Annotated in this window: 24 protein-coding genes; 19 read left to right on the top strand and 5 right to left on the bottom strand. The window is 63.5% G+C overall.

Going from position 1 to position 25,273, the window contains the following annotated elements; all coding sequences use genetic code 11:
* Positions 1–77 precede the first annotated feature (77 nt).
* On the bottom strand, positions 78–512 hold the full coding sequence (locus tag C9E81_RS06570; RefSeq protein ID WP_122111502.1) for a MarR family winged helix-turn-helix transcriptional regulator: 435 nt from the start codon (positions 510–512) through the stop codon (positions 78–80).
* Positions 513–678: 166 nt separating this feature from the next.
* Here C9E81_RS06570 and hmgA point away from each other — a divergent pair, with 166 nt between their 5' ends.
* The 9 genes from hmgA (at position 679) to C9E81_RS06525 (ending at position 11,676) form a co-directional block, all read left to right on the top strand.
* Positions 679–2,046 carry a homogentisate 1,2-dioxygenase gene (gene hmgA / locus C9E81_RS06565; RefSeq protein WP_122111501.1) on the top strand — a complete coding sequence of 456 codons (1,368 nt, stop codon included), beginning with the start codon at positions 679–681 and terminating at the stop codon, positions 2,044–2,046.
* A 105-nt stretch (positions 2,047–2,151) separates the two neighbouring features.
* Positions 2,152–3,348: a fumarylacetoacetase gene (gene fahA / locus C9E81_RS06560; protein WP_122111500.1), complete on the top strand. Its 1,197-nt coding sequence runs from the start codon at positions 2,152–2,154 to the stop codon at positions 3,346–3,348.
* 3 nt (positions 3,349–3,351) lie between these two features.
* Entirely contained in the window at positions 3,352–3,996 is a 645-nt protein-coding gene (maiA, locus tag C9E81_RS06555) for a maleylacetoacetate isomerase (RefSeq protein WP_122111499.1), read from the top strand.
* 28 nt (positions 3,997–4,024) lie between these two features.
* Positions 4,025–5,029 (top strand): TRAP transporter substrate-binding protein, encoded by a 1,005-nt coding sequence (locus C9E81_RS06550; RefSeq protein WP_122111498.1) that lies wholly within the window; start codon positions 4,025–4,027, stop codon positions 5,027–5,029.
* Positions 5,026–5,520: a TRAP transporter small permease gene (locus C9E81_RS06545; RefSeq protein WP_122111497.1), complete on the top strand. Its 495-nt coding sequence runs from the start codon at positions 5,026–5,028 to the stop codon at positions 5,518–5,520. The genes C9E81_RS06550 and C9E81_RS06545 overlap by 4 nt, the downstream gene beginning before the upstream one ends.
* Positions 5,517–6,827 (top strand): TRAP transporter large permease, encoded by a 1,311-nt coding sequence (locus C9E81_RS06540; protein WP_122111496.1) that lies wholly within the window; start codon positions 5,517–5,519, stop codon positions 6,825–6,827. Before C9E81_RS06545 ends, C9E81_RS06540 begins: the two co-directional genes overlap by 4 nt.
* Before the next feature lie 156 nt (positions 6,828–6,983).
* On the top strand, positions 6,984–8,609 hold the full coding sequence (locus C9E81_RS06535) for a BCCT family transporter (RefSeq protein WP_122111833.1): 1,626 nt from the start codon (positions 6,984–6,986) through the stop codon (positions 8,607–8,609).
* A gap of 204 nt (positions 8,610–8,813) precedes the next feature.
* On the top strand, positions 8,814–9,971 hold the full coding sequence (locus C9E81_RS06530) for an NAD-dependent epimerase/dehydratase family protein (RefSeq protein WP_122111495.1): 1,158 nt from the start codon (positions 8,814–8,816) through the stop codon (positions 9,969–9,971).
* Between the two features lie 256 nt (positions 9,972–10,227).
* Entirely contained in the window at positions 10,228–11,676 is a 1,449-nt protein-coding gene (locus tag C9E81_RS06525) for a mannose-1-phosphate guanylyltransferase/mannose-6-phosphate isomerase (RefSeq protein ID WP_122111494.1), read from the top strand.
* Between the two features lie 466 nt (positions 11,677–12,142).
* On the opposite strand, the gene C9E81_RS06520 is transcribed toward C9E81_RS06525, so the two are convergent.
* On the bottom strand, positions 12,143–12,802 hold the full coding sequence (locus C9E81_RS06520) for an ABC transporter ATP-binding protein (protein ID WP_122111493.1): 660 nt from the start codon (positions 12,800–12,802) through the stop codon (positions 12,143–12,145).
* Positions 12,799–14,106, bottom strand: coding sequence for a KpsE/RkpR family capsule polysaccharide export protein (locus C9E81_RS06515; RefSeq protein ID WP_147457567.1), 1,308 nt, complete (start codon positions 14,104–14,106; stop codon positions 12,799–12,801). Before C9E81_RS06515 ends, C9E81_RS06520 begins: the two co-directional genes overlap by 4 nt.
* 88 nt (positions 14,107–14,194) lie before the next feature.
* On the opposite strand from C9E81_RS06515, the gene C9E81_RS06510 reads away from it, so the two are divergent.
* Positions 14,195–15,010, top strand: coding sequence for an ABC transporter permease (locus C9E81_RS06510; protein WP_122111491.1), 816 nt, complete (start codon positions 14,195–14,197; stop codon positions 15,008–15,010).
* Between the two features lie 58 nt (positions 15,011–15,068).
* On the opposite strand, the gene C9E81_RS06505 is transcribed toward C9E81_RS06510, so the two are convergent.
* Together C9E81_RS06505 and C9E81_RS06500 are read right to left on the bottom strand one after the other, a co-directional pair.
* On the bottom strand, positions 15,069–15,632 hold the full coding sequence (locus C9E81_RS06505) for a retropepsin-like aspartic protease family protein (RefSeq protein ID WP_122111490.1): 564 nt from the start codon (positions 15,630–15,632) through the stop codon (positions 15,069–15,071).
* Positions 15,632–16,249, bottom strand: coding sequence for a MarC family protein (locus C9E81_RS06500; protein ID WP_122111832.1), 618 nt, complete (start codon positions 16,247–16,249; stop codon positions 15,632–15,634). Before C9E81_RS06500 ends, C9E81_RS06505 begins: the two co-directional genes overlap by 1 nt.
* A 242-nt stretch (positions 16,250–16,491) precedes the next feature.
* On the opposite strand from C9E81_RS06500, the gene C9E81_RS06495 reads away from it, so the two are divergent.
* The 9 genes from C9E81_RS06495 to C9E81_RS06455 all read left to right on the top strand — a co-directional run bounded on the left by C9E81_RS06495 (position 16,492) and on the right by C9E81_RS06455 (position 25,266).
* Positions 16,492–16,728: a twin-arginine translocase TatA/TatE family subunit gene (locus C9E81_RS06495; protein WP_122111489.1), complete on the top strand. Its 237-nt coding sequence runs from the start codon at positions 16,492–16,494 to the stop codon at positions 16,726–16,728.
* Positions 16,729–16,746: 18 nt separating this feature from the next.
* Positions 16,747–17,202, top strand: a complete 456-nt coding sequence (gene tatB, locus C9E81_RS06490; protein ID WP_122111488.1) for a Sec-independent protein translocase protein TatB — start codon at positions 16,747–16,749, stop codon at positions 17,200–17,202.
* 1 nt (position 17,203) lies between these two features.
* A complete protein-coding gene (gene tatC / locus C9E81_RS06485) occupies positions 17,204–18,055 on the top strand; it encodes a twin-arginine translocase subunit TatC (protein ID WP_122111487.1) in 852 nt (283 codons plus the stop codon).
* A 5-nt stretch (positions 18,056–18,060) separates the two neighbouring features.
* Positions 18,061–18,909, top strand: coding sequence for an ATP-binding protein (locus C9E81_RS06480; RefSeq protein WP_122111486.1), 849 nt, complete (start codon positions 18,061–18,063; stop codon positions 18,907–18,909).
* Positions 18,910–19,046: 137 nt separating this feature from the next.
* A complete protein-coding gene (locus C9E81_RS06475; RefSeq protein WP_122111831.1) occupies positions 19,047–20,339 on the top strand; it encodes a helix-turn-helix transcriptional regulator in 1,293 nt (430 codons plus the stop codon).
* Between the two features lie 60 nt (positions 20,340–20,399).
* Positions 20,400–20,759, top strand: coding sequence for a response regulator transcription factor (locus C9E81_RS06470; protein WP_122111485.1), 360 nt, complete (start codon positions 20,400–20,402; stop codon positions 20,757–20,759).
* Positions 20,760–20,999: 240 nt separating this feature from the next.
* Positions 21,000–21,293, top strand: coding sequence for a hypothetical protein (locus C9E81_RS06465; protein ID WP_122111484.1), 294 nt, complete (start codon positions 21,000–21,002; stop codon positions 21,291–21,293).
* Positions 21,283–23,931, top strand: a complete 2,649-nt coding sequence (locus tag C9E81_RS06460; protein WP_122111483.1) for an ATP-binding protein — start codon at positions 21,283–21,285, stop codon at positions 23,929–23,931. Before C9E81_RS06465 ends, C9E81_RS06460 begins: the two co-directional genes overlap by 11 nt.
* Before the next feature lie 54 nt (positions 23,932–23,985).
* Positions 23,986–25,266 (top strand): FliM/FliN family flagellar motor C-terminal domain-containing protein, encoded by a 1,281-nt coding sequence (locus tag C9E81_RS06455; protein WP_122111482.1) that lies wholly within the window; start codon positions 23,986–23,988, stop codon positions 25,264–25,266.
* Positions 25,267–25,273 lie beyond the last annotated feature (7 nt).

Raw genomic sequence — 25,273 nt, 5'->3', positions numbered from 1 at the left:
TAGGGGTAACAAGGTCCGGTTGCAAGTGAGGCCCATACCGGTCCCGCGCCAGCCTAGCGCCGCCTTGCCGCCCGAGTCTACTCTTCGGTCGCGCCGCTGGCGATGAACCGGTCGAGTCCGGCCTCGAAACCGGCGGCGTGACTGCCCAGCTCTGCCAGCAGCTCGGCCTGGAACGCGTCGGCAATCCGCCCGAGTTTCTCCATCATGACATGCCCTTTCCCGGTCAGTTCCAGCGAGATCAGGCGGCGGTCGCCCTCATGGGCGGATTTGCGCAGCAACCCGGAGCCCTCCAGGCGCGATGCCGCCCGGCTGACGATGGATTTGTCCAGGTTGACCCGCTTGTGGATGTCGCGCACGCTGACCGCACCTTCGTTGGCAAGATGCGCCATTACCCGCCATTCCGGGATCGAGAGCCCCGATTCGTCCTGATGCAGCGCGGCAAAACGGCGGCTGATCCGGGTCGCCGCGACATTCAGGCGATAGGGCAGGAACTCGTCCAGCTTGAAGGTCATCGGGCTCTCCTTTGCAGCAGATCAGCAAAAAAACGTTGCAGGAGCAACAAGAAACTGGGCCGACAGATGCGGATCTGGCGAGGGTGCATCCTTCGCTTGACATCATTGCATCCGCAACGATATATTCGTTGCAACAGCAATGAATCGCTGTGACGGAGGATGGAAGATGGCGACGCATGAACTTCCCCAAGGCATGATCCGCTCGGAGGTGGTCACCGGAACGCATCAGGGCTACATGCCGGGCTTCGGCAATGATTTCGAAACCGAGGCGCTGGAGGGCGCGCTGCCGCAGGGGCAGAACTCGCCCCAGAAATGCGAATACGGGCTTTATGCCGAGCAGCTTTCCGGCACCGCCTTTACCGCGCCGCGCGGCCAGAACGAGCGGACATGGTGCTATCGCATCCGCCCTTCGGTGCGTCATACCGGTGAATTTCGCGCAATCGATGTGCCTTACTGGAAGACCGCGCCGCATGTGCTGCCTGCCGTCACCAGTCTGGGGCAATACCGGTGGGATCCGGTGCCGATGCCGGCAGAGGACGAGGACCTGACATGGATCACCGGCATGCGGAGCATGACCACGGCGGGGGACGTGAATATCCAGGTCGGCATGGCAAGCCATATCTACCTTGTCACGCGATCCATGCAGGACGAGTATTTCTATTCCGCCGACAGTGAATTGCTGATCGTGCCGCAAGAGGGGCGGCTGCGTTTCTGCACCGAACTGGGCGTGATCGAGCTGGAGCCGAAGGAGATCGCCATCATCCCGCGCGGGCTGGTTTACCGGGTCGAGGTGCTGGAGGGGCCGTGCCGCGGTTTCGTCTGCGAGAATTACGGGCAGAAATTCGACCTGCCGCATCGCGGCCCGATCGGGGCGAACTGCCTTGCCAATCCGCGCGACTTCAAATGCCCGGTGGCAGCCTTCGAGGATCGCGAGGCCGAGTCCCGCGTGGTCATCAAATGGTGCGGCCAGTTTCACGAGACGATCATCGATCACAGCCCGCTGGACGTGGTTGCGTGGCACGGGAACTATTGCCCGTATAAATATGATCTGCGGACATATTCTCCGGTCGGGGCGATCCTGTTCGACCATCCGGACCCGTCGATCTTCACGGTGCTGACCGCGCCTTCCGGGCAGGAGGGAACGGCGAATATCGATTTCGTGCTGTTCCGCGAGCGCTGGATGGTGGCCGAGCATTCCTTCCGCCCGCCATGGTATCACAAGAACATCATGTCCGAGCTGATGGGCAATATTTACGGCATCTACGACGCCAAGCCGCAGGGCTTCGCGCCGGGAGGAATGAGTCTGCATAACTGCATGCTGCCCCATGGCCCCGACCGCGACGCTTTCGAGGGCGCGTCGAATGCCGAGCTGAAACCCGAGAAGCTGGACCAGACAATGTCCTTCATGTTCGAGACGCGCTTTCCGCAGCATCTGACCGAGTTCGCCGCGAAAGAGGCGCCGATGCAAAAGGAATATATCGAGGTCTGGAACCGGCTGGAGAAGAAATTCGACGGTAAGCCGGGGGTGAAGTGAGGAAGCCGGGGGCTTCGCGCCCCGTCGCCGGCAGGTCTCTCGAACCAGTGGCGCGACCGGCCGGCGACCCCGCGAGGTATTTGGACAAAGAAGAAGGGGAACGGAATGCGGTCATGGCTGGCGAGTGCCAATGAGGAAGGGTGCGATTTTCCCATACAGAACCTGCCCTACGGGGTGTTTTCCACCGAAGACGGGGTGCCGCGTTGCGGGGTGGCGATCGGGGATCGGATCGTCGATCTGGCCGCTTGCGAGGCGCGCGGGCTGATCGATGCGGAAGGGGCCTTTGGCTTGCCGCAGCTGAACGGGTTCATTGCGCAGGGGCGGGCGAAATGGGATGAAATCCGCGCCCGGCTGACGGAGCTGCTGGCCGAGGGCGGGGACGAGTCCCTGCCATTGGTGGCGATGGCGGATGCGCGGCTGCATCTGCCGGTCCGGGTGAGCGAGTTCACCGATTTCTATGCCTCGAAGAACCATGCCTTCAATGTCGGCGTGCTGTTTCGCGGGCCGGAGAACGCGCTGCCCGCGCAATGGACGCATATGCCGATCGGTTATAACGGGCGGGCCTCTTCCGTGGTGGTGTCGGGCACGCCGATCCGCCGCCCGATGGGGCAACTCAAGGGGGAGGAGGGGCCGGTCTGGTCGCCCTGCCGCCGACTGGACCTGGAACTGGAACTGGGTGCCATCATCGGCGGCGACAGCCCATTGGGCGAGCGGGTCGGCGTGGCCGAGGCCGAGCGGATGATCTTTGGCTATGTGCTGCTGAACGACTGGTCGGCGCGGGATGTCCAGGCATGGGAATACCAGCCGCTCGGGCCGTTCCAGGCCAAGGCGCTTGGCACCACGATCAGCCCCTGGATCGTGACGCAGGCCGCGCTGGAACCGTTCCGCTGCGAAGGGGCCGAGCGGGTGAACCCGCTCTTGCCCTATCTGCAGGAAGAGCAGCCGGGGTTCTATGACCTGACGGTGGGCTGGAGCCTGAACGGCCAGAAGATGGCGCAGACCAACTATAACGTCATGTATTATTCCAGCGCCCAGCAATTGGCGCATCACACGAGTTCGGGCTGTCCGATGCGGGTGGGCGATCTGCTGGGATCGGGGACGATCTCGGGGCCGAAGCGGGAGCAGACCGGGGCGCTGCTGGAGATGACGGAGGGCGGCAAGACCCCGGTGACGGTCAATGGAGAAGAGCGGCGCTTCCTTGAGGATGGCGACGAGGTCGGGCTGTTCGGCTTTGCCGAGGGGCAGGGATACCGGATCGGTTTCGGGCCCTGCACCGGACGGATCCTGCCGGCGAAGGAGTAGGTCATGGGACATGATCGGGTTGTGCTGCATGATTACTGGCGTTCCTCGGCCTCTTACCGGGTGCGGATCGGTTTGGGGCTGAAGGGGATCGCGCATGAGCGGGTTTCGGTCGATCTGCTCAAGGGCGCGCATCGCGAGGAGGCGCATCGCAGGATCAACCCGCAAGCCCTTGTGCCGGTTCTGGAAATCGACGGGCTGGTGCTGACGCAATCGCTGGCGATCCTGGAATATCTGGACCAGACCCGGCCCGGGTCGCCGTTTTTGCCCGGGGATGCGGCGGAACGTGCCCATGTGCGGGCCATCGCGCTGGCGATCGCCTGCGAGATTCACCCGGTCTCGAACAGTTCCGTCCTGAAGCGGATCGAGGATCTGGCCGGGGCCGAGGCGCGCGCGGAATGGAACCGCGACAATATCCGCCGGGGCCTGGTCGCGGTCGAGGCGATGCTGGATCATCCGGGCTGGCGCGGGCGTTTCTGTCATGGCGACCGGCCGGGGCTGGCCGATTGCGCGCTGATCCCGCAGCTTTACAACGCAACCCGGTGGGGCGTTGGTTTTGACGATCTGCCGCGTATCATGGCGGTGCAGGGTCATTGTTCGGATCTGCCCGCCTTTGTCGCGGCGCATCCGGATCATGTCGCGCCGTCGTAAAGGCGGGGAGTATTCAGGGAGGAGTGAAATGAAAACGCTTGGACTGGCATTCGCGGGGCTGCTGCTGGCCGCCGCTCCGGCATTGGCCGAAGAACTGATCATGTCGTCATGGCTGCCGCCGAAACACCCCATCGTGGTGAATGCGTTCGAGCCATGGGCCGAAGAGGTCGAGAAGGTCACCGGGGGCCGGGTCACGGTGCGGATCATGGGCAAGCCCCTGGGCAGTCCTCCGGCGCATTTCGACATGGCGCGGGACGGGATCGCCGATATTACCTATGGGCTGCATTCCTTTACCGAGGATGACCGCTTCAACCGCGCCCGGCTTGGCCAGTTTAGTTTCATGGGCGATGATGCGATTGCAAATTCGCAAGCCTACTGGGAGATTTACGGTGGCAAGCTCGACGCCGCCGACGAGCATGAGGGCACCCATCTGCTGGGGCTGTTCATGCATGGCCCCGGCCTGTTGCATAACAGTATCCGCAAGATCGAGGCGCCTGCCGACCTGCAGGGGCTGAAATTGCGGGTGCCGGGCGGTTACGTCGCCGATCTGGTCGAGGCATTGGGGGCAAGCCCGCTCTTCATGTCCTCGCCCGAGGTTTACGAGAAACTGTCGCGCGGGGTCATCGACGGCGTGGCCTTCACTTATGAGGCGATGACCGCCTTCAACCTGACTGACGACATCAAGTATTCGATGACGGTTCCGGGCGGCATCTATAACACCACCTGGTTCTTCGCGATCAACGAGGACAAATGGGAGAGCCTGTCCGAAGAGGATCGGGCCGCCATCGACGCCATATCCGGCGCGGCCTTCGCCGAGCGGGTGGGCAAGGCGTGGAACGACGCCGACACGGTTGCCATGGAAGAGATCGGCGACAAGGTGGATTTCTACGAGGCACCGCCCGAGGTGGTCGCGGCGCTGAAAGAGGTTGCGGGCAAGCTGGAGCAGGATTGGACGGAAAGCCTGGGCGAGGGATATGACGGTGCCGCAGCCTTAGCCGAGTTCCGCGAAATGACCGGGGTCGCGCTGGAATGACCGGGCCGGCTGCCGGAACCGGGGGGCAGGGCGCATCGCGTCGCCATGCGGGCTGGTATCGTGCGCTGGCCGCCATCGCCGCGCTGCTGATCGGGCTGCTGATCCTTGTCACCTGCATCGATGTGATCGGCCGCTACCTGCTGAATCGGCCCTTTGGCGGTGCCTATGAGCTGACGCAGATGCTGTTGGCGGCGCTGGTTTTCGTGGCGCTGCCGCTGACCAGCGCCGATGGCGGGCATGTCGAGGTCGACCTGGCGCTGCACCTGTTTCCGGCGCCCGTTCAGCGTTTGCTGGGGCGGCTGGCCGGGATCGTCTCTGCCGTGGCGCTGGCCTTTTTCTGCTGGCGGCTGGTGCTGATCGGGCTGGATCAGGTCGAGGACGGCACCCGCAGCGCCTCGCTGATGATCCCGATGGCGCCCTTGGCATTCCTGGCGGCGGCAAGCTGTGCCGTCTCTGCCTTCATCCTGCTTTTGCGCCGCGAGGACCCATGACGATTTCCCTGATCGCCCTTGCCATCCTGCTGGGACTGGTTTTCCTGCGGGTGCCCATCGCCTTTGCCATGTCAATCGTGGGCGGGGCGGGTTTCGCCGTCATGCGCGGCTGGCAGCCCGCCGGGGCGATGGTCGGCAATGCCGTGTTCGAGACCGGGCTGAGCTATTCCCTGTCTGTGGTGCCGCTGTTCATCTTCATGGGCAATGTGCTGGCCGGATCCGGGATCGCGCATGGGCTGTTTGCCGCCGCCGACCGGGTCTTTGGCCGGATGCGGGGCGGGCTGGCCATGGCAACGGTGCTGTCCTGCGGGGGCTTCTCGGCCGTTTGCGGATCGTCGCTGGCGACGGCGGCGACGATGTCCAAGGTCTCGATGCCCTCGATGCGGCGCTTCGGCTATTCCGACAGCCTCGCCACCGGTGCCATCGCGGCGGGCGGCACCCTTGGGATCCTGATCCCGCCCTCGGTGGTGCTTATCATCTTCGGGCTGCTGACCGAGGCCGATATCGGCAAGCTGTTCCTTGCCGGCATCATCCCCGGCATCCTTGGCATCATCGGCTACCTGCTGGCGGTCATGGCCGCGGTCCGGCTGAAGCCCGAACTGGCGCCGGAAGTGGGAGAGGTCCACCCGCTGACCCGCCGCGATGCGGTCAGCGTTTTCGCGGTGCTGGCGCTGTTCCTGTTCATCATGGCGGGCATCTATGGCGGTTTCTTCACCCCCATCGAGGCGGCGGGAATGGGCGCGGCGGCGGCGCTGTTGATCGCTTTCGCGACCGGAGGGCTGAGCCGTCAGGCCCTGTGGACGGCATTCCTGGACAGCGCCACCGCGTCGGCGATGATCTTCGCGATCATCATCGGGGCCGATATTTTCAGCAATTTCATCAGCTTCGCAGGGCTTCCCGATGCGCTGAGCGGGATTGTCGAGGATATGGGCCTGTCGGCATGGACGGTTCTGCTGATCGTCGTGCTGATCTATATGGTGCTGGGCTGTTTCCTGGAAAGCCTGTCGATGATCCTGCTGACGGTTCCGGTCTTCTACCCGGTGATCTCGTCTCTCGATTTCGGGCTGGAGATCCTGCAGGACCCCGAGGCGGTCCTGATCTGGTTCGCGATCATCGTCGTCGTCGCGACCGAGATCAGCCTGATTACCCCGCCGATCGGCATGAATGTCTTCGTGCTGCGCTCGGTCCTGCCCGACGTGCCGCTATGGACGATCTTTCGCGGGGTCTGGGTGTTCTGGATCGCGGATATCCTGCGGCTTGCGCTGATCGTCGGCCTGCCGGTGCTGTCGCTCTATCTGGTGACATAGGCGGGACCGGCGCTATCGCCGGTGTTCGCCCGTCATTTCCGAACCCGGTGAGGATATCTGATTATCATTCTGTAATGATTATATTATTCCTGCCGGGTTGTGATGTTCGGTGTGATCGCTACACTGAACGAAACAAAATTGCGCAGGGAGGGACAGATGAGCACCCCAACCGATCCGGTGCCGCCGCTGGAAGGTGCGCTGGATACCGACTTCACCATCGGCCAGGACAATATCGAAGGACAGGTCGGCCCGTTCGGCTTTGACATCCACAACCCGGTCTTTGTCGTTTCGTCGCTGACAGCCATCCTGTTCATCGTCCTGACCCTGCTCTTTCCGACCACTGCCGGCGAGATCTTCAAGGCGATTGTCGGCTTCGCGACCGGGACGCTGGACTGGTATTTCATGATCGTGGTCGATTTCTTCATCCTGTTCTGCGTGGTGCTGATCTTCACGCCCTACGGCTCGATCAGGCTGGGCGGCAAGGAGGCGCGGCCGGATTACAGCTACCTGTCCTGGTTCTCGATGCTGTTTGCCGCCGGGATCGGGATCGGGCTGCTGTTCTTCGGAGTGCTGGAGCCGGTCTACCACATGGCGGTGTCATCGCCGCTCGGCACACCCTCGCCCTTCGGCGAGGACGGCACGATCAACGAAGCCGCGATCGAACGGGCACGGGCCATGGGTCTTGCTGGAACCTATCTGCATTGGGGCATCCATGGCTGGGCCGTCTATGTGGTGATGGCGCTGGCGCTTGGGCTTTTCACCTATAACAAGGGGCTGCCCTTCTCGATCCGCTCGGCCTTCTACCCGATCCTCGGGGAACGGGTCTGGGGCTGGTGGGGCCATGTCATCGATATCCTCGCGGTCTTCTCGACGCTGTTCGGGCTGGCCACCTCGCTTGGGCTGGGCGCGCAGCAGGCCAATGCCGGGCTGAATTTCGTCTATGGGCTGGAGATCAGCATCACCACGCAGGTGATCGTCATCATCCTGGTCACCGGGGTGGCACTGATCTCGGTCTGGCGCGGTCTCGATGGCGGGGTGAAGGTGCTGTCCGAGATCAACATGATCATGGCGCTGCTGTTCTTTCTGTTCGTGCTGTTCGTCGGACCCACTCTGGCTGCGCTGGACGGGTTCTGGACCGGGCTTGTCACGTATGTCGGGGAATTCATCCCCCTGTCGGCCCCTTTCGGCCGGACCGATGACGCCTATCGCGAGGGATGGACTGCCTTCTACTGGGCATGGTGGGTCAGCTGGGCGCCCTTCGTGGGCATGTTCATCGCTCGCGTGTCGCGGGGCCGCTCGATCCGTGAATTCGTGATCTGCGTGCTGTTGATCCCCAGCATGACGATCTTCATCTGGATGGGCGTGTTCGGGGGCGTGGCCATCGACCAGCTTTTCGCCAATCCCGATGCCAGCCTGGTGAAGGAATATGTGATCGATAATTACAGCCCCGAACTGTCCCTGTTCGGGATGCTGAACGAATTGCCCTTTACCGGTATCGTTTCGACCATTGCCATCGTGCTGGCGCTGATCTTCTTTGTCACCTCGTCGGATTCCGGCTCGCTGGTGGTCGATACGATCACTGCCGGAGGCAAGACCGACGCGCCCAAGCCGCAGCGGCTGTTCTGGGCCTCGATCGAGGGGCTGATCGCCATCGTGCTGCTGATCGGCGGCGGTTTGGAAGCCCTGCAGGCCGGGGTGACCGCGACGGGGATTCCGTTCTCGGTGGTGATGCTGCTGATGTGCTACACGATCTTCCGGGCCTTGCAGAGCGAACCGCGATAGGACCGTCCTTGTCAGGATGATGGGCGGGCACCACCCGCCACGACGGATTCCGGCAGCCAGCCATGCTTCCTGCATGGCGCCTGTTTGCCGAAGGTCTTCCCCCTGGACCCGGTATCGGACTGAACCGCCAATTATGGTTCTCTTCCCGGAAGCGGTCCTCTAAGAAGTGCCTGCTTGAATCACCAGCATAGGGGTGTCCCGGACATGAAAGTGATTATTCTCGGTGGCGACGGTTTCTGTGGCTGGCCGAATGCGCTCCATCTTTCGAACAGAGGGCATGATGTCATCATCGTCGACAACCTCAGCCGTCGGGCAATCGACCTGGAACTGGAAGTCGACAGCCTCACTCCGATCCGTCCCATCGGGGAGCGGCTGCGGGTCTGGAAGGAACTGACAGGCAAGGAGATCAGGTTCTACAACTTCACCGTGGGCGAGCATTATCACCGTCTGCTGACGCTCTTCAAGGAGGAGAGGCCCGACGCGGTCATCCATTTCGCCGAACAGCGCGCCGCGCCCTATTCGATGAAGTCGAGCTTCCACAAGCGCTACACGGTGAACAACAATCTCAATGCCACCAACGACGTGCTGGCGGCGATCGTCGAGTCCGGCCTTGATATCCATCTCGTCCATCTGGGCACCATGGGGGTCTATGGCTACGGCACAGCGGGGATGAAGATTCCCGAGGGCTATCTCAAGGTGAAGGTCGAGACCGAACAGGGGGATGCCGAGCAGGAGATCCTGTATCCGACCAATCCGGGCTCTATCTATCACATGACCAAGTCGCAGGATCAGCTTTTCTTCCATTTCTACAACAAGAACGATGGTGTGAAGATCACCGACCTGCATCAGGGCATCGTGTGGGGCACGCAGACCGAGGAAACCAGGAAGGACGAACGCCTGATCAACCGTTTCGATTATGACGGCGATTACGGCACCGTCCTGAACCGCTTCATCATGCAGGCGGCGGTGAATTACCCGATGACGGTGCACGGCACCGGGGGCCAGACCCGCGCCTTCATCCATATCCAGGACACCTGCCGCTGCATCGAACTGGCGCTGGAGAACCCGCCGCAGAAGGGCGAGCGGGTGAACATCCTCAACCAGATGACCGAAACGCATCGGGTCCGCGACCTGGCGCAGATGATCCACGAGATGACGGGCGCGGAGATCGCCTATCTCGAAAACCCCCGCAACGAGGCGGCCGAGAACGACTTGCACGTGACCAATGACCGTTTCCTCGGGCTGGGCCTGCAACCCGTCAAACTGTCCGAAGGCGTGATGGAGGAGGTCAGGGAAATCGCCGAGAAATACGCCGATCGCTGCGACAGAACCAAGATCCCCTGCGTTTCGCTCTGGCGTTGAGCTTTTGCGTTTTCCGGGCTGCCCCAGAGATGGGCGGCCCTCCTGCCGGTTCCCGGAACTGGATGGGGACAGTTCGCGGGGATGGCAGAAACAAGGCTTGTCGTTGCCGCCGGAAAGTCGCGTTATGGGGGGCAATCTCCCGAACGCCCGGTTCTGCGGCCCCGGCATCGCACTGCCGGGTGTTCAACGGACAGATTGACCCCGGCCCGGTAAAACTGTGATGAGTATAAGTTGACTTCCGAGGATTGACCCCGCAATGACACAAGCCATCCACCCCCTTCTTCTCTGCGGCGGCTCCGGCACGCGTCTCTGGCCCCTGTCCCGCAAGAGCTATCCAAAGCAATTCACCCGGCTGACCGGGGAGGAGAGCCTGTTCCAGATGTCGGCGCGACGGCTTGCGGGAGAGGGTTTTGCCCCGCCTATCGTGGTTACGGCGACTGATTTCCGCTTTGTCGTGACCGAGCAGCTTGCCGCCATAGAGACCGTGGCGAAAGCGACGCTGATCGAGCCCGAGGGCCGCAACACCGCTCCTGCGGTTCTTGCCGGGGCGCTGGTTCTGGCGGAGCAGTCACCCGGCGCGCTGATGCTGGTGGCGCCGTCGGATCACGTCATCCCCGAGCCGGAACGGTTCCGCGAGGCGGTTCGCGCCGCGGTGCCGGCCGCCGAGAAGGGACAGTTGGTGACTTTCGGCATCCGTCCCGACCGGGCAGAGACCGGCTATGGCTGGCTGGCATTGTCCGAGAGGCCGGACGCGGATTTCCGGCCGGTGCCGCAGGCGCTCAAGGCATTCGTCGAAAAGCCCGATGCCGATACGGCACGCGCCATGCTGGAAGGGGGGGAGCATCTTTGGAATGCCGGAATCTTCCTGTTTTCGACCGATGCGATCATCGCCGCCTTTGAACGCTATCAACCCGCGATGCTGGAAGGCGTGCGCAAGGCGTTGGCGCAGGCCGAGATCGACCTGGGCTTCACCCGGCTTGCCCCGGAACCGTGGTCCGGGCTCCAGGATATCTCGATCGATTACGCGGTGATGGAGAAAGCGCCAAATCTGACCGTGGTGCCCTATGCAGGAGGCTGGTCCGACCTGGGGGGCTGGGATGCCGTCTGGCGTGACAGCGGCCCGGATGACGCGGGGGTCGTAAGATCAGGCCCCGCCACCGCGATAGATTGCCGCGATACCTTGCTGCGCGCCGAGGACGGGCAGCAGCCGCTGGTCGGGATCGGCCTTGTCGACGTGATCGCCGTGGCCATGCCCGATGCGGTTCTGGTGGCCCACAAGGACCGGGCGCAGGACGTCAGGAAGGCCGTCGCCGCGCTCAAGGAGCAGGGCGTGCCGCAGGCCGAGACGCTGCCGCGCGATTACCGGCCATGGGGCTGGTATGAAAGCCTTGCGGTCGGCAGCCGTTTTCAGGTCAAGCGCATCCATGTCCATCCCGGCGGTTCCCTGTCCCTGCAAAGCCATCACCATCGCTCGGAGCACTGGATCGTCGTGGAGGGCACCGCGAAGGTGACCGTGGACGACGAGGTCAGGCTGCTGACCGAGAACCAGTCGGTCTACATCCCGTTGGGGGCGGTGCATCGGATGGAGAATCCCGGCAAGATGCCGATGGTCCTGATCGAGGTGCAGACCGGCAGTTATCTCGGCGAGGACGACATCATTCGCTATGAAGATGTCTACGCGCGGGGGCAGGGTGCCCGGGGCTGAGGCTGCACCGGGCGGATCGCTACCGCTTGCCTGGCGCCCCAACTCCTGATGAGAAGGGTGGCCACCGCGGCCGTTCAAGGCGGCGGGGGGTGGCGGCATGAGGCGCCTTGATTTAGGGCAGTTTGCAGTTACATCGTTTCGGTTTTTCGTTGAAACGCCGAAACGATGTAATTTTTTGTTTTTACGCATTTCCGGACGTATTGAGGCAGGATCGAAAAACAGTCCGGGGGACTGTTTTTCTGCCGAAACGGTATCCGCTTTTGCTGGAAATGCTTTGATCGGGTTCAGTCGCGAACTGCGTCCTGCGATGGCCGGAGGCGCTGCCCGTCGCCGGCAGGTCTCTCGAACCAGTGGCGCGGCCGGCCGGCGACCCCCTCGGGATATTTGCATGAAGAAGAAGGAAGCCGGGGAGACGATCAAGCGCAAACGGCCCTGACCCGTCGGAATGGCATTCGATCGCCGGGCCTTACGATTTTTTCAGCATATCGAGATGTAATTCGATCGCCTCGTCCACATCGCGGTAGTAGCGCAGCCTCCCACCCGACAGGATGATGGCGGCATCGCAGAACTCGCGGACCTGGGCCATGTCGTGGCTTACCATGATCGCGCTCGAGGTTTTCATGCGTTCCTTGAACACCTGCCGGCTCTTGGCACGGAATGCCGCGTCGCCCACGGCGGTCACCTCGTCCACCAGGTAGGTGTCGAAATGGATGCCCATCGACGCGCCAAAGGTCAGACGCGACCGCATCCCCTGCGAGTAGCTGCGCACCGGCATGTGGAAATGGGCGCCGATATCGGCGAATTCCTTGACGAACTCGACCAGTTCATCCGTATCCACCCCATAAATCCGGGCGATGAAGCGCACATTCTGGGCACCGGTCAGGTCGCGATGAAACGATCCGCCGAATCCCACCGGCCACGATATCGACCCGTCGCTGACGACGCGGCCGGAATCCGGTCTCATCGTGCCGGCTATTATTTGCAGGAGCGTCGATTTTCCGGCCCCGTTGCGCCCCAAAAGCGCGAGGGAATCGCCCGTGGGCAGGGTAAGGTCGAGATTGTCGATCACGACCTTGCGCCTGTCCCTTACCCAATAGCTCTTGGTCAGGTTCTCGAAACGGATCATGCCCTGTCACGGATAGAGTAATAGACCAGCGCCAGCACCGACCAGCTAAGCAACAGGAACAGCCCGCACAGCCCCGCGATGGTGAAACGGCGCGGATATTCGCTGCTTTCGGCCAGGGTCGGCTGGATATAGGTGGCAAGATACCGGCTCTCGCGCTGCGCGTTGGCACGGGCGAGATCCAGGGCCGCGAGCGACGCGCGGTAGGTTTCCTCGGTGAACTCGCGATCCACGACAAGGCCCTCGTATTCGGCGATCAGGCTGGGGTAATCCTCGCCGTCGGGCGTGTCCTCGGCGCTGCGTGTCGCGAAGGATTTGCGCTCTTGCGCGATGCGCTCGCGGATCACCTCGATGCGGCGGCGTCCCTGTGCCAGCCGTGGATCATTCTCATGCGTCGTTTCGAGCAGCAGGTCGTAATCCACCAGGGCCGTTGCCAACTGCTGCTGAAGGTTGTTCATCACGCCCATCCGCCCCTGAAGATCGGCTTCGGGATCGACGATCTGTGTTCGGGAACGGAAGGCGGTCAATGCCTCGCGCGCCCTCTTGAGCCGTTCCACCACTTCTTCCAGGTCGTTGCGGGCATAGCGCATGGCATCCTCGCGTGCCTGCTCGCTGAGCCTGTTGATCATGTCTTCGCTCTGACGGACGATCGCCTGTGCGATTTCCTGCGCTTTTTCCGGGGTAAAGGCCAATACGCGGACCTCTATCAGCCCCGAATTGGCGTCATAGGATACCCGCACGATGCGGCGCCAGTACCATTCGAGATCCTCTATCGACGGATCGCGCCAGAGCGCAAAGACCGGATCCTCGTCCCAATAGTCGCTGTAATGCTCGATAAGGCCGACCTCGTTCTCGATGGTCCGCACCAGACTCTGGCTGTGGATGAACTCATAGAGGATATCGCTGTCCGACGAGAGGCTGGAGCCGGCGATCTGGGCGAGGCCGCCAATCAGTTCGGATGTGTTGCCGCCCTCTTCCTTGCGCACGGTAAAGCCGGCGACCGAACTGTATTGGTCGAGCGCAACGCTCCAGAGATAGATGACAAGGACAGCGATGGGCATCGCCACCATCACCACGAAAGAGGCAAGCAGCCTCCAATGCCGCAGCCGCATGCGGGCGGCTCGTGCGGGCGGTGGCACAGGCCGTCCGGGTGACGGCGCCCTGCCTGCCTGCTGGTCGGAAGCGGCTTTCTGCTGTGCGGGATCCTGCAGGGCTTTCGGAGGGCCGGGCTGCTTCTCGTCCCGGGTCTGTTTTCCGGCTCCGCCCTCCCTTATGGGGCTTGCGGGGCCGAGCTTAGCGTCATTCATGATGCAAATCCGAAAACAGCCTGTTTGATCTTTCACCGCGCCTTATCATAATGCTGACACATTTGGCCAGCACGGGAAAACGCCGCAGATGATCACACTCCCCGAGATGCCTCCCCGGAATACCGGCGGCGTCAACCGCAGTTTCGCGACCATGCGCGCCGTGGTCGCGCTGATGATGCGTGAAATGGCCACCCGCTATGGCCGTTCGCCCGGCGGCTATGTCTGGGCCCTGCTTGAACCGATCGGAGCCATCATCATCCTGGCGATCGGCTTTTCCATGCTTCTGCGCTCGCCGCCCGTGGGCAACAGTTTCGTATTGTTCTATGCCACCGGTTTCCTGCCGTTCACGCTTTACCAGTCGTTGCAGACCATGGTCGCGCGGAGCATCATCTTCTCGCGACCCTTGCTCATGTATCCGGCCGTGACATGGATTGACGCGGTGCTGGCCCGCTTCATCCTGAACGCGCTTACCTCGCTTCTCGCCACGATCATCCTTTTCGCGGGAATCCTGCTGTTTTCGGATGCGCGTGCGGTGATCGAGATAACCTTCATTCTCAAGAGCCTCGCATTGGGCATGCTGCTGGGCCTGTCGGTGGGGCTGCTGAACTGCGCGCTGTTCGGGCTGTTGCCGGTGTGGGAACAGATCTGGTCGATTGCAACCCGGCCATTGTTCCTGATTTCGGGGGTGTTTTTCACCTTCGACAGCATGCCCCGCATGATGCAGTCGATCCTCTGGTACAATCCCCTCATGCACATTGTCGGCGCAATGCGCAAAGGATTCTACCCGACCTATTCCGGCGGCTACATCAACCTGTCCTATGTGCTGGGGGTCTGCCTGGTGCTCATGTTCTTAGGCGTGGTGTTGCTGTGCCGCTTTCATCGCGACATTCTCAATAACAACTAGGCGCGTATCCCGTTCGATTCCGCAGCCGGAGGAAGACCGCTGCGGCGATGACGAAAGATCAGCGCTCCAGCACCAGCAGATCGCCTTCAAAGCTGACCCGGGCGAAACGGCGCAGGTAGGACATGCCAAGAAGCGAGCCATCCAGATCGCCCCCGATCACCGTGGCGGGAACATTGCGGTCGACGATATCGCCGATGGCGAATTCCTCGATGGTGACATTGGCGATGCGCACAATGCCATTCGCAGTCCGCGCCGTGCCGATATAGGCCAGATCGTCGGGATCTATGCCGATCTTCCGGGCATCCTCGCTGCCAAGCGCGATCGAGGTGGCACCGGTATCGACGACGAAACGCACCGGTGTGCCGTTCAACTCGGCGGTCAGGTAGAAATGATTGTCGCGGCTGACCGGGATCTCGACGCGCCCGCCCGATACGACCTGCTGCGCCTCCTGTTCGAGCCAGAGATTCGCGGCAAAGCTCACGCCTGCGAAGATCACCGCCCAAAGCACGATCTGGCGCAGCCCCCTGCTGCCCCGCCCGGACAACTCGAACAGAAGCGCGCCGCCGATCACCAGCAGGAGCAGTCCGTAATAGATCAGTCGCGCCCAGTCATCGCCCGGCATCAGAAAAGCCCCGAATCCAGCAATCCGTCGATCACGAACTGGATCGACAGCGCGGCCAGCAGCATGCCCAGAAGTCGCGTGACAACCATCGTGCCGGTCCGCCCTAGCGCGCGGGCCAGCGGCGTGGCCAGGTGGAACAGCACCAGCGCGATGGTCAGAACCGCCAGCATGGCCAGATGCACCATCACCACATGCAGAACGCCGGTTTCCTGTCCGACCAGCAGGATCATCGTCGCCAGCGAGCCGGGACCGGCCAGAAGCGGCGTAGCCAGCGGAAAGACCGAAGGATCGTTTTCCGGCTGGCCATCGTTCTTTTGCCCCTCGCGGCGCTCGGTCCGCCGTTCGAACAGCATGTCCAGCGCGGTCAGAAACAGCAATATCCCGCCAGCGATGCGAAAGGCGGACAGCGAGATCCCGATTCCCGACAAGATCGCCTTGCCCGCCAATCCGAACAGCGTCAGCAGGATTGCCGAGATCACGACGGCGCGCATGCCGATGCGCGCCCGCTCCGCCGCGCTCGCGCCCGGTGTCAGGGCGATGAAGATCGGCGCCAGCCCGACCGGGTCGATAACCACGAACAGCGTGACGAAAGCGGTGATGTAAAGCGACGCGTCCATGCCTCCCTTATCGCCCGCCCGGCGGACCGTGCCAAGCGCAAGCGTCGGCAACCATTATTCCTGCCCCTTCATTCCTTTACTTCGGGGGAGGTTGACATGACAGAGCTGCCGGTGACGGGTGGCCTTGGGCCATCATCGGGCGCAATACACGCGGCCCGTTCACGGATTCGGGCTTTGCATTCCGCCGCGCAAGCCCCTAAATGTGGCCCGCGGGCGTCAGGCCCCGCGCAAGGGAGTTTGCAATGCTGAACAATATCGGCCTTCCCGGCCTTCTTCTGATCGCGGTCGTCGTGCTGGTTCTGTTCGGGCGCGGCAAGATCTCGTCCCTGATGGGCGAGGTCGGCAAGGGAATCACCGCCTTCAAGCGCGGCGTGAAGGACGGCACCGAAGAGATCGAGAAAACCGCTGACGATGCGCAGCAGGACCTGCCCGGCGAAAAGGCCCGGGACGTGACGCCAGACAGCAGCGACCGCAGCTGATCGCGGAAGGGCACAGCCATGTTGGACATCGGCTGGAGTGAGCTGCTGCTGATCGGGGTGGTCGCGCTGATCGTGGTCGGCCCCAAGGATCTGCCGCATCTGTTCCACTCCCTGGGACGGTTCACCGCCCGGGCCCGTAGCATGGCGCGCGAATTCACCTCGGCGATGGAGGATGCCGCCAAGAGCTCCGGCATCGATGAGGCGACGAAATCGATCAAGGACGTGAAGTCGCTGACCTCGAAGAAATCGCTCGGGCTGGATGCGCTGGACCGCGCCGCCGAACGTTTCGAGAAATGGGATCCGTCGCAGCCGGCGAAAGCCGCCCGCCCCGATCCTGCCGCACAGCGACCCGTGACAGAGCCAGCAAGCCCGGCAGAGGCGGCGCCTTTGGCGGATGAGACACCGGCCGACGGGGCAACCACCGGCAAGCGGCGCCTGCATGCGGTGCGTCGGTCGGATATGAAAGACGACTGAATTGGCCACGAATACCCAACCGGACGATGAGATCGACGACAGCTCGGCCCCGCTGATCGAGCACCTGGCCGAGTTGCGCACCCGGATCATCTGGTCGCTGCTGGCCTTCGTCGTGATGATGGTGCTGTGCTATACCGTCTGGCAGCCGATCTACAATTTCCTGACGCAACCGATCTGCGCGGCGCTGGATGCGCGCGGACAGGATTGCCAGTTGCAGATCATCAAGCTGCAGGAAGGTTTCTTCACCGCCATCAATATCTCGTTCTTCGGCGGCTTCGCGCTGGCCTTTCCGATCATCGGCTACCAGATGTGGCGCTTCGTCGCGCCCGGGCTTTACCGCAAGGAAAAGAGCGCATTCCTGCCCTTCCTGATTGCCTCGCCGGTGATGTTCGCAATCGGCGCGGCCTTCGCCTATTACGTGATCCTGCCAATGGCTTACGACTTTTTCCTCGGCTTTCAGCAGGGACCGGTCGCCGCCACCCCCGACGAGATGACCGAGATGCGCGATGTCGCGGGCATCTTCTTCCAGGGGTCGATGCAGGAATATCTCAACCTGACGCTCAAGTTCCTGCTGGCATTCGGGCTCAGCTTCCAGTTGCCGGTGCTGCTGACGCTGATGGGCAAGGCGGGGCTGGTCTCTGCCGACGGGCTGGGCTCGGTCCGCAGATATGCGGTCGTCGCGATCCTCGTGCTGGCCGCCGTCGCCACCCCGCCCGACGTGATCTCGCAGGTGGTGCTGTTCGTTGTGGTTTACGGGCTCTACGAGGTTTCGATCCAGCTTGTCCGCCGGATCGAGAAACGGCGCGAGGCGGATCTGAAGGCGCAGGGGCTGTGGGTCGAGGACGAGGAATGAAGGACATGACCGGATCATCCGAGCCGCTGGAACGCATCGCCGCCGCATTGGAGCGGCTGGCACCGAAACCCCGGCCCGAGCCGCGCTTCACCGAGGCGAGCGCCTATGTCTGGCATCCCGATCCCGATTGGCTGGAACCGGTCGATACCGTCAACCGCGTCGATCTGGTGCAACTGATCGGCATCGACCGGGCCAAGGACACGCTGCTGGCCAATACGCTGCAATTCGCCCGCGGCTATGGCGCCAACAACGCGCTTCTCTGGGGCGCGCGCGGCATGGGGAAATCCTCGTTGGTCAAGGCCGTGCATGCCGAGGCGGTCGGGCAGGGCCTGCCGCTCGTGCTGGTCGAGATCGCCCGCGAGGATCTCGGCTCTGTCGGACGGCTGCTGGCGATTCTGGGGCGCGCGCAGGACCGCCGCTTCCTGCTGTTCTCGGACGATCTGTCCTTCAGCCATGACGATACGCAATACAAGTCGCTCAAGGCGGTGCTGGATGGCGGGATCAGTGGACGGCCCGCAAATGTGATCCTCTATGCGACCTCGAACCGCCGACATCTGATGCCGCGCGACATGATCGACAACGAGCGTTCGACCGCGATCCATCCCGGTGAGGCGGTCGAGGAAAAAGTCTCCCTGTCGGACCGTTTCGGGCTATGGCTGGGCTTTCATCCATGCAGCCAGGACGAGTATCTGGCCATGGTGCGGGGTTATTGCGATGCCTATGACCTGAAGATCGCCCCCGAGGAACTGCGCGCCGAGGCGGTGGAATGGCAGGCCACGCGGGGCGGGCGCTCGGGCCGCGTGGCATGGCAGTTCTTCACCGACCTGGCCGGACGGCACGGTATCGCGGTCTAGCCCGCCATCCGGATCGCCCTGCAAGCCCCTTTCTTCTTCATGCAAATATCTTGGGGGAGCGGCCCGGAACGGGTGGCGGGGGCAAAGCCCCCATCGCTACGCCAACCCGCTTGCGCAAATGCCGCCTGCCGGGTTTCATGTCTGCCATGAGCCCACGCAGCGTAACCCATATCCTGACTGGCACCCGGATCCGTGAACGGCGGCTTGCCCTGTCGCGCCGGCAGGCCGATATCGCGAGGGCGGCGGGCATATCGCCTGCCTATCTGAATCTGATTGAGCATAACCGCCGTCCGGTGGGCGAAGACCTGATCGCCCGTCTGGCCGAGGTATTGGAGGTCCCGGCCGACGAACTGGCCTCGGGTCGCGAAGAGGCTCGGATGGCGGCCCTGCGGGAGGCGGCGGCGCGTGCGCCGTCGCGGGGCGGGCAGGCGCCGGAACTGGAGCAAGCGCCGGAACTCCTCGCCCGCTTTCCCGGTTGGGCTGGCGCGCTGATCGCCACCTCCCGCCGCGCCGACGCGCTGGAGCGGCAATTGGTGAACCTGTCGGACCGGATGACGCAGGATCCCTATCTGCTGACCACCCTGCACGAGGTGCTCTCTGCGGTGACATCGTTGCGCTCTACCGCCTCGATCCTGGTCGAGGAGGGCGAACTGCCCGGAGAATGGCGGGAGCGTTTCCACGCCAATCTGGCCGAGGACAGCCTGCGCCTGTCCACCACGGCACAGGCTCTGGTCGCTTATCTTGACAGTTTCGAGACCGAGGGCGGCATCTTTACCCCGCAGGAAGAGGTCGAGGCATGGATGGCGGCGGACATGCCCCCGATCGAGGAGGCCGCCGATCTGGCCTCGGACGCGGCCCGCGCCCTGGCCCGCGATCACCTGACCCGGACAGAGACAGAACGTGCCGCATTGCCCGACACGGCCCTGGCCGGAGCAGCGGAGGAGAGCGACCCGCTGCGGATCGCCACTCGTCTGCGGGTGCCGCTGGATCTGGTGTTGCGCCGGCTCGCGGCGCTGCGCCCGCCGGGCTTCGAAGAGGCGGGCCTGCTGGTCTGCGATGGTTCGGGGGCACTGATCCTGCGCCGTCCCGCGCCGGGCTTTCCGCTGCCGCGCCCTGGCGATGCCTGCCCGCTCTGGCCGCTTTATCAGGCATTGGCAGCCCCGCAGACGGCGATCAGTGCGCAGGTCCGCACCCCGCAGGGGCGTGAATTCGACACGATCAGCTATGCAACCCGCAGCCAGCCCGAGGGGATAGGGGGACCGGTCCTGACACAGGCGCAGATGCTGATCCTGCCGGCCAAGGGCGCCGCCGACGGCTCAGGCCCGGTGATCGGGATCGGGGCCTCGTGCCGGATTTGCCCGCGGTCCGGTTGCCCGGCGCGGCGCGAGCCGTCCATTCTTTCTCCGCGCCATGATGCGCGGGGGCTTTGACAGGGAGGCGGGTTGCTGCAAACTGGTATCAGACGCTGCGGGGGAGGCGGCATTCAACTCATGAAGCCCGACATCCTGATGATCGAGGACGAACCCAACATCGCCGAGGCGGTGCGTTTCATCCTGACGCGTGACGGATGGCGGCTTGCGCTGCATGACAACGGGCTGGGCGGGATCGAGATGATTCGCGAATTGCGTCCGCGCCTGCTGATTCTCGACCTGATGCTGCCCAATCGGTCGGGGGGCGAAATCCTGTCGGAACTGCGCGCCGACAGCGATCCCGCCCTTGCCGGGACCCTCGTGCTAATGTTGACCGCACGCGGCCAGACCGGAGAGGCGATGGGCCAGGCCGATGCGGTCATGGCCAAGCCCTTTGCCAATGACGAACTGCGTGCGCAGGTCAGGCGGATGCTGGGATGAGCGGGCATCATCCACCACGGCGGCATGGGCGTGAAGCGCGGTCTCTGTGCGGCCCCGGCCGCTCTGGAAGCGCGCGCTCCTTCTTTCTCATGAAAATACCCTCCGGAATCGCCGGTTGGGGCATCGCTGATCCAAGAACCGGCCAGAGGCGGGGCGAAGCATCTTTGGCCGTCGCGGAACGCGATGAGTCCTGGTTCCTGTCCTCAGCAATCCGGGCTGCCGCATCGCGAGGGTTTGCGGATGTCTGATCGGCCGCTGTTTCTGGAGCGGGCTTCGTTCCGGCGCCGTCGCTTGGGCGATGCGGCACGGGTATTACCGGTTCTGGCGGCGCTGGCCGTGATGCTGCCGGTCTGGTGGTTGCCCGCCGCGTTCAGCTTTGGCGCCGGGGCGATTGCGTTGTTCGGCTTCTGGGCGGTGCTGATCCTCGCCGTGTGGGTGCTGCATCGCGCCCTGATCCGGGCCGAGGCTGCCACCATGCGCGCCGGGGGCGAATCGCCGGGAGACAGCGACTGGACCGGCCACGATGCCCTTTGAGATGCTGGTCGCCGGATGCCTGGCCTATGTCGCGCTGATGTTCGGCGTGGCATTCGCCGCCGATCGGGCGGCGCAGCGCGGCCATGTCCGCTGGCTGGATCATCCGGCGGTCTACACGCTTTCGCTGTCGGTCTATTGCTCGGCATGGACCTTTTACGGCGCGGTTGGCTATGCCAGCCGCTCGGGACTGGAATTCGCGACCATCTATATCGGCCCGACCATCGTCTTTACGGGCGCGTGGTGGGGGCTGCGCAGGCTGGTGCGGGTGGCACGGATGCATCACGTCACCTCGGTCGCGGACCTGATCTCGGCCCGTTTCGGCAAGTCGAACCCGCTGGCCGCCATGCTCACCCTGATCGCCGTCATTGCCGCTACGCCTTACATCGCGCTGCAACTGCAATCGGTCAGCCTGTCATTCGAGGTCTTCGCGACCCAATCCCCGGACGGTCCCGAGATCGGCGGCGGGACGGCCCTGTGGGTGGCGGCAGGGCTGGCACTGTTCTCGATCCTGTTCGGCACCCGCAATCTCGACGCAGATGAGCGCCATCACGGCGTCGTCACCGCCATCGCACTCGAGGCGGTGGTCAAGCTGCTGGCCTTCCTGGCGCTTGGGATATTCGTGGTCTGGGGGTTGGCGGACGGCCCCGCCGATATCATCGGCCGCATCTCCGCCGCCGCCGGGGAGCCTGCACGCGAGGGCTGGTTGCTGCGCCCCGACCGCTGGACGACATTGATTATCGTTTCGGCGGCCGCCGTGCTGACCCTGCCGCGGATGTTCCAGGTCATGGTCGTCGAGGCCGCCGATGAAGAGCGGCTGCATGTCGCGGGCTGGGCCTTTCCGGCCTATCTTTTCGCGATGTCGCTGTTCGTGCTGCCCATCGCCGTCGTCGGGGCCGAGGTTCTGCCAGCGGGATCGAATCCCGATCTCTACATGCTTACCTTGCCTCAAGCTTCGGGGCAGAACCTTTTGGCATTATTGGTGTTTCTTGGCGGTTTCTCTGCCGCCACCTCGATGGTGGTGGTCAGCGCCATTGCGCTGGCGACGATGATCTCGAACCACTGGCTGACGCCGCTCTGGCTGTTCCTGCGCCGCCGTCCCGCAGGGGAAACGCCCGAGGATCTGCGCGGCTTCATCCTGAATGCCCGTCGGCTGGCGATTCTGTCGGTGGTGGGTGCGGGATGGGTCTATCATCAGGCTTCGGGCGGAACGACGGCCCTTGCCGCGATGGGGCTGGTGGCCTTCACCGGGATGGCGCAGGTGCTGCCGGCGATGGTCGGCGGGTTGTTGTGGCGGGGCGCGAACCGAATGGGGGCCTATGCAGGGGTGGGCACAGGCTTTGTGCTGTGGCTGGCGATGATCTTCCTGCCATCCGTCGGTATCGGAACATCGCTGGCACCGGCTGCGGGTGTCGATCCACTTTCCTTCGCGATCTTCCTGTCGCTGTCGCTGAACATACTGGCTTTCGTTGCCGTCTCGATCTTCGGCTTTCCCGACCCGGTCGAACGCCTGCAGGGGTTGTCCTTTGTCAGCACCGTCCAGCCGATACGCCACTCGCGCATGGCGCGCACCGAGGACCGCGCCGAGCCGCTGCTGGTCATGGCCCGGCGTGTCTGGGGGGCGGATGCCGCGTTGCGCTATTTCCAGGCGCAGGCTGCGGCACAGGGGAAATCGGGCTATCTGCCCGACCTGACGCCGGGTTTTCTGACCGGATTGGAGCGGCGGCTGGCCGGTTCGATCGGTGCGGCCACGGCCCATGCCATGATCGACCGGGTGGCCGGGGGGATGACATTGACCGTATCGGATCTGATGGAGGTCGCCGACGAGGCGCAGCGCGCCAAGGAAGAGGCGCAGCGGCTGGAGACCGCGACCACAGAACTGGAGCGCACCGCCCGGCAACTGCGCGAGGCCAATGACAAGCTGACGGCGCTTTCGGTGCAGAAGGATGCCTTCCTGGGGCAGATCAGCCATGAATTGCGCACCCCCATGACCTCGGTCCGGGCGTTCTCGGAAATTCTCAAGACCTCCGATCTCTCCGACGAGGAGCGCCGCCGGTTCGCCGGGATCATCCATGACGAGGCGGGGCGGCTGACCCGGCTGCTGGACGACCTGCTGGACCTGTCGGTGCTGGAAAGCGGCAATACGCAGCTTACCGTTTCGGCGGCCAATCTGCACGATCTGATCGAACGTGCATTGTCCGCGGCTTCGGCCACCCGGCCCGAGCGGAGCTTTACCATCGACCGCGATCTTCCCTCCGAGCATCTGGGCGTCATTACCGATCCCGACCGGCTCTTGCAGGTATTGATCAATGTCATCGGCAATGCCCGCAAATACTGCGATGCCGAGCGTCCGGCGCTGACCATCCGGGTGTTGCGCCGCGAAGGAAACGGCCCGCAGATCGATATCAGCGATAACGGTGCCGGGATCGACACTTCCCGCCAATCGCTGATCTTCGAGAAATTCGCCCGGCTCAACGAACCGGCGCGGGCAGGCGGGGCGGGGCTTGGCCTGGCGATCTGCCGCGAGATCATGGCGGTTCTGGGCGGCGAGATCAGCTATCTTCCCGGCCAGGGCGGGGCTGCATTCCGGATTACCTTGCCGCGAAAGCCGCCTTTGGGTGTCGCAAGGGGCGGCGTGTAACCATTTCTCAATCCTTTCTTGCCAGAACCTTCCCTCACAGCTTGGGGATTCGACATGGCGCAGAAGGGGCAAAAGGGCGGCGAAAACGGAAAGAAAGCTGAGGCGTCGGGGAAAAAGTCCGCAGCCGGTATAAAAGACAAGCCGCAGAAGCAGGACAGTGGCAAACAGGGGGCGGAGGGACAGGAAAATGAGAGCGGTCAGGGAGTCCTGCGGCAATTGCTGCAGGCCCGCAATCACAGCAAGACGGAATTGGGGCGCGCCCCGCTATTGCCGGTGCCATCGCCGACCACGCCTGCCCATGCAGCCGCCACCGCCATCGGCCGGGCCGCAGAGACGCTTTATCAGCTGCCTGTGCAGGCGAAGTCCGTCAAGCTGAACGGGTTGTCGCTGGCCGAATTGCCGGAATTGCTGCCCGAGGATGCGTTGCTGATCGTGCTTCAGGGCGCGGGGGAGGCGATGGGCGTCATGGCGCTGTGCCGCGAGACGGTGACGGCACTGATCGAGATGCAGACCTTTTCACGCGTGACGGACCGCCCGGCTCCCCGCCGCAAGCTGACCCGGGCGGATGCACTGATGTGCGCGGAATTCGCCAACACGCTGATGGCCGAGCTTGGAACCGAGTTGGAAGACCGGGACGGTTTCGCGGGAATTGGTGACTTTCGCTATGCGACCTATCTGGATGAACCCCGTCCGCTGGCGCTGATCCTTGAAGATAAACCCTTCCGCAGCCTGTCTTTCGGTGTCGGGCTGGGCGCGAAACCGGCCCGGAAAGCGACGATATTCCTGGCCCTGCCGAAATCGGCGGTTGCCGAAGAGGCCGAGGCGAAGACCGGAATAGCTGATGGTCGCGCGGCGGCCAGGCAGATCGCGCCGCCGCCTTCGATCCGGCACGGGCCCGACACAGCGACGCTTGCCTCTGTGGTGCGGGATGTGCCGGTCGAGGTCGTGGGCATTCTTTGCCGCCGCAGGATCACGCTGCGCGAGTTGCGGGCACTCGGAGACGGGCAGGAACTGGCCCTGCCTCGCGTTACCCTGTCAGACGCCACGCTGGAACTGACGAGCGGACAGGTGCTTGCCCGCGGCAAACTTGGCGAGGCAGAGGGATGTCACGCCATCCGCCTGCATGATCCGAAGAATCTGGCGGAGGAGGAGACCGGTGCGGCTCAGCCGGCGCCGATGGCAATGCGGGACATGGATGGGGACGTGATGCAGGTGGCGGGTCCTGCCGAGACCGCAATGCCGGTCGATCTGTCGGCACCGGACGAGTTTCTTGCCGGTTCGGGCGAGGAACCGGGCGCCAATATGCTTCCAATCCTGTCATCCGGTGTCATATAGGCCACGA

Origin of the sequence: Paracoccus alkanivorans, from assembly GCF_003697785.1 — a bacterium.
Lineage (GTDB): Bacteria > Pseudomonadota > Alphaproteobacteria > Rhodobacterales > Rhodobacteraceae > Paracoccus > Paracoccus alkanivorans.
This window is presented reverse-complemented; position numbering and strand designations above follow the sequence as displayed.

Coding starts and splice junctions, on each gene's coding strand:
- C9E81_RS06570 (WP_122111502.1), bottom strand. CDS start 512: ATGACCTTCAAGCTGGACGAGTTCCTGCCCTATCGCCTGAATGTCGCG.
- hmgA (WP_122111501.1), top strand. CDS start 679: ATGGCGACGCATGAACTTCCCCAAGGCATGATCCGCTCGGAGGTGGTC.
- fahA (WP_122111500.1), top strand. CDS start 2,152: ATGCGGTCATGGCTGGCGAGTGCCAATGAGGAAGGGTGCGATTTTCCC.
- maiA (WP_122111499.1), top strand. CDS start 3,352: ATGGGACATGATCGGGTTGTGCTGCATGATTACTGGCGTTCCTCGGCC.
- C9E81_RS06550 (WP_122111498.1), top strand. CDS start 4,025: ATGAAAACGCTTGGACTGGCATTCGCGGGGCTGCTGCTGGCCGCCGCT.
- C9E81_RS06545 (WP_122111497.1), top strand. CDS start 5,026: ATGACCGGGCCGGCTGCCGGAACCGGGGGGCAGGGCGCATCGCGTCGC.
- C9E81_RS06540 (WP_122111496.1), top strand. CDS start 5,517: ATGACGATTTCCCTGATCGCCCTTGCCATCCTGCTGGGACTGGTTTTC.
- C9E81_RS06535 (WP_122111833.1), top strand. CDS start 6,984: ATGAGCACCCCAACCGATCCGGTGCCGCCGCTGGAAGGTGCGCTGGAT.
- C9E81_RS06530 (WP_122111495.1), top strand. CDS start 8,814: ATGAAAGTGATTATTCTCGGTGGCGACGGTTTCTGTGGCTGGCCGAAT.
- C9E81_RS06525 (WP_122111494.1), top strand. CDS start 10,228: ATGACACAAGCCATCCACCCCCTTCTTCTCTGCGGCGGCTCCGGCACG.
- C9E81_RS06520 (WP_122111493.1), bottom strand. CDS start 12,802: ATGATCCGTTTCGAGAACCTGACCAAGAGCTATTGGGTAAGGGACAGG.
- C9E81_RS06515 (WP_147457567.1), bottom strand. CDS start 14,106: ATGAATGACGCTAAGCTCGGCCCCGCAAGCCCCATAAGGGAGGGCGGA.
- C9E81_RS06510 (WP_122111491.1), top strand. CDS start 14,195: ATGATCACACTCCCCGAGATGCCTCCCCGGAATACCGGCGGCGTCAAC.
- C9E81_RS06505 (WP_122111490.1), bottom strand. CDS start 15,632: ATGCCGGGCGATGACTGGGCGCGACTGATCTATTACGGACTGCTCCTG.
- C9E81_RS06500 (WP_122111832.1), bottom strand. CDS start 16,249: ATGGACGCGTCGCTTTACATCACCGCTTTCGTCACGCTGTTCGTGGTT.
- C9E81_RS06495 (WP_122111489.1), top strand. CDS start 16,492: ATGCTGAACAATATCGGCCTTCCCGGCCTTCTTCTGATCGCGGTCGTC.
- tatB (WP_122111488.1), top strand. CDS start 16,747: ATGTTGGACATCGGCTGGAGTGAGCTGCTGCTGATCGGGGTGGTCGCG.
- C9E81_RS06480 (WP_122111486.1), top strand. CDS start 18,061: ATGACCGGATCATCCGAGCCGCTGGAACGCATCGCCGCCGCATTGGAG.
- C9E81_RS06475 (WP_122111831.1), top strand. CDS start 19,047: ATGTCTGCCATGAGCCCACGCAGCGTAACCCATATCCTGACTGGCACC.
- C9E81_RS06470 (WP_122111485.1), top strand. CDS start 20,400: ATGAAGCCCGACATCCTGATGATCGAGGACGAACCCAACATCGCCGAG.
- C9E81_RS06465 (WP_122111484.1), top strand. CDS start 21,000: ATGTCTGATCGGCCGCTGTTTCTGGAGCGGGCTTCGTTCCGGCGCCGT.
- C9E81_RS06460 (WP_122111483.1), top strand. CDS start 21,283: ATGCCCTTTGAGATGCTGGTCGCCGGATGCCTGGCCTATGTCGCGCTG.
- C9E81_RS06455 (WP_122111482.1), top strand. CDS start 23,986: ATGGCGCAGAAGGGGCAAAAGGGCGGCGAAAACGGAAAGAAAGCTGAG.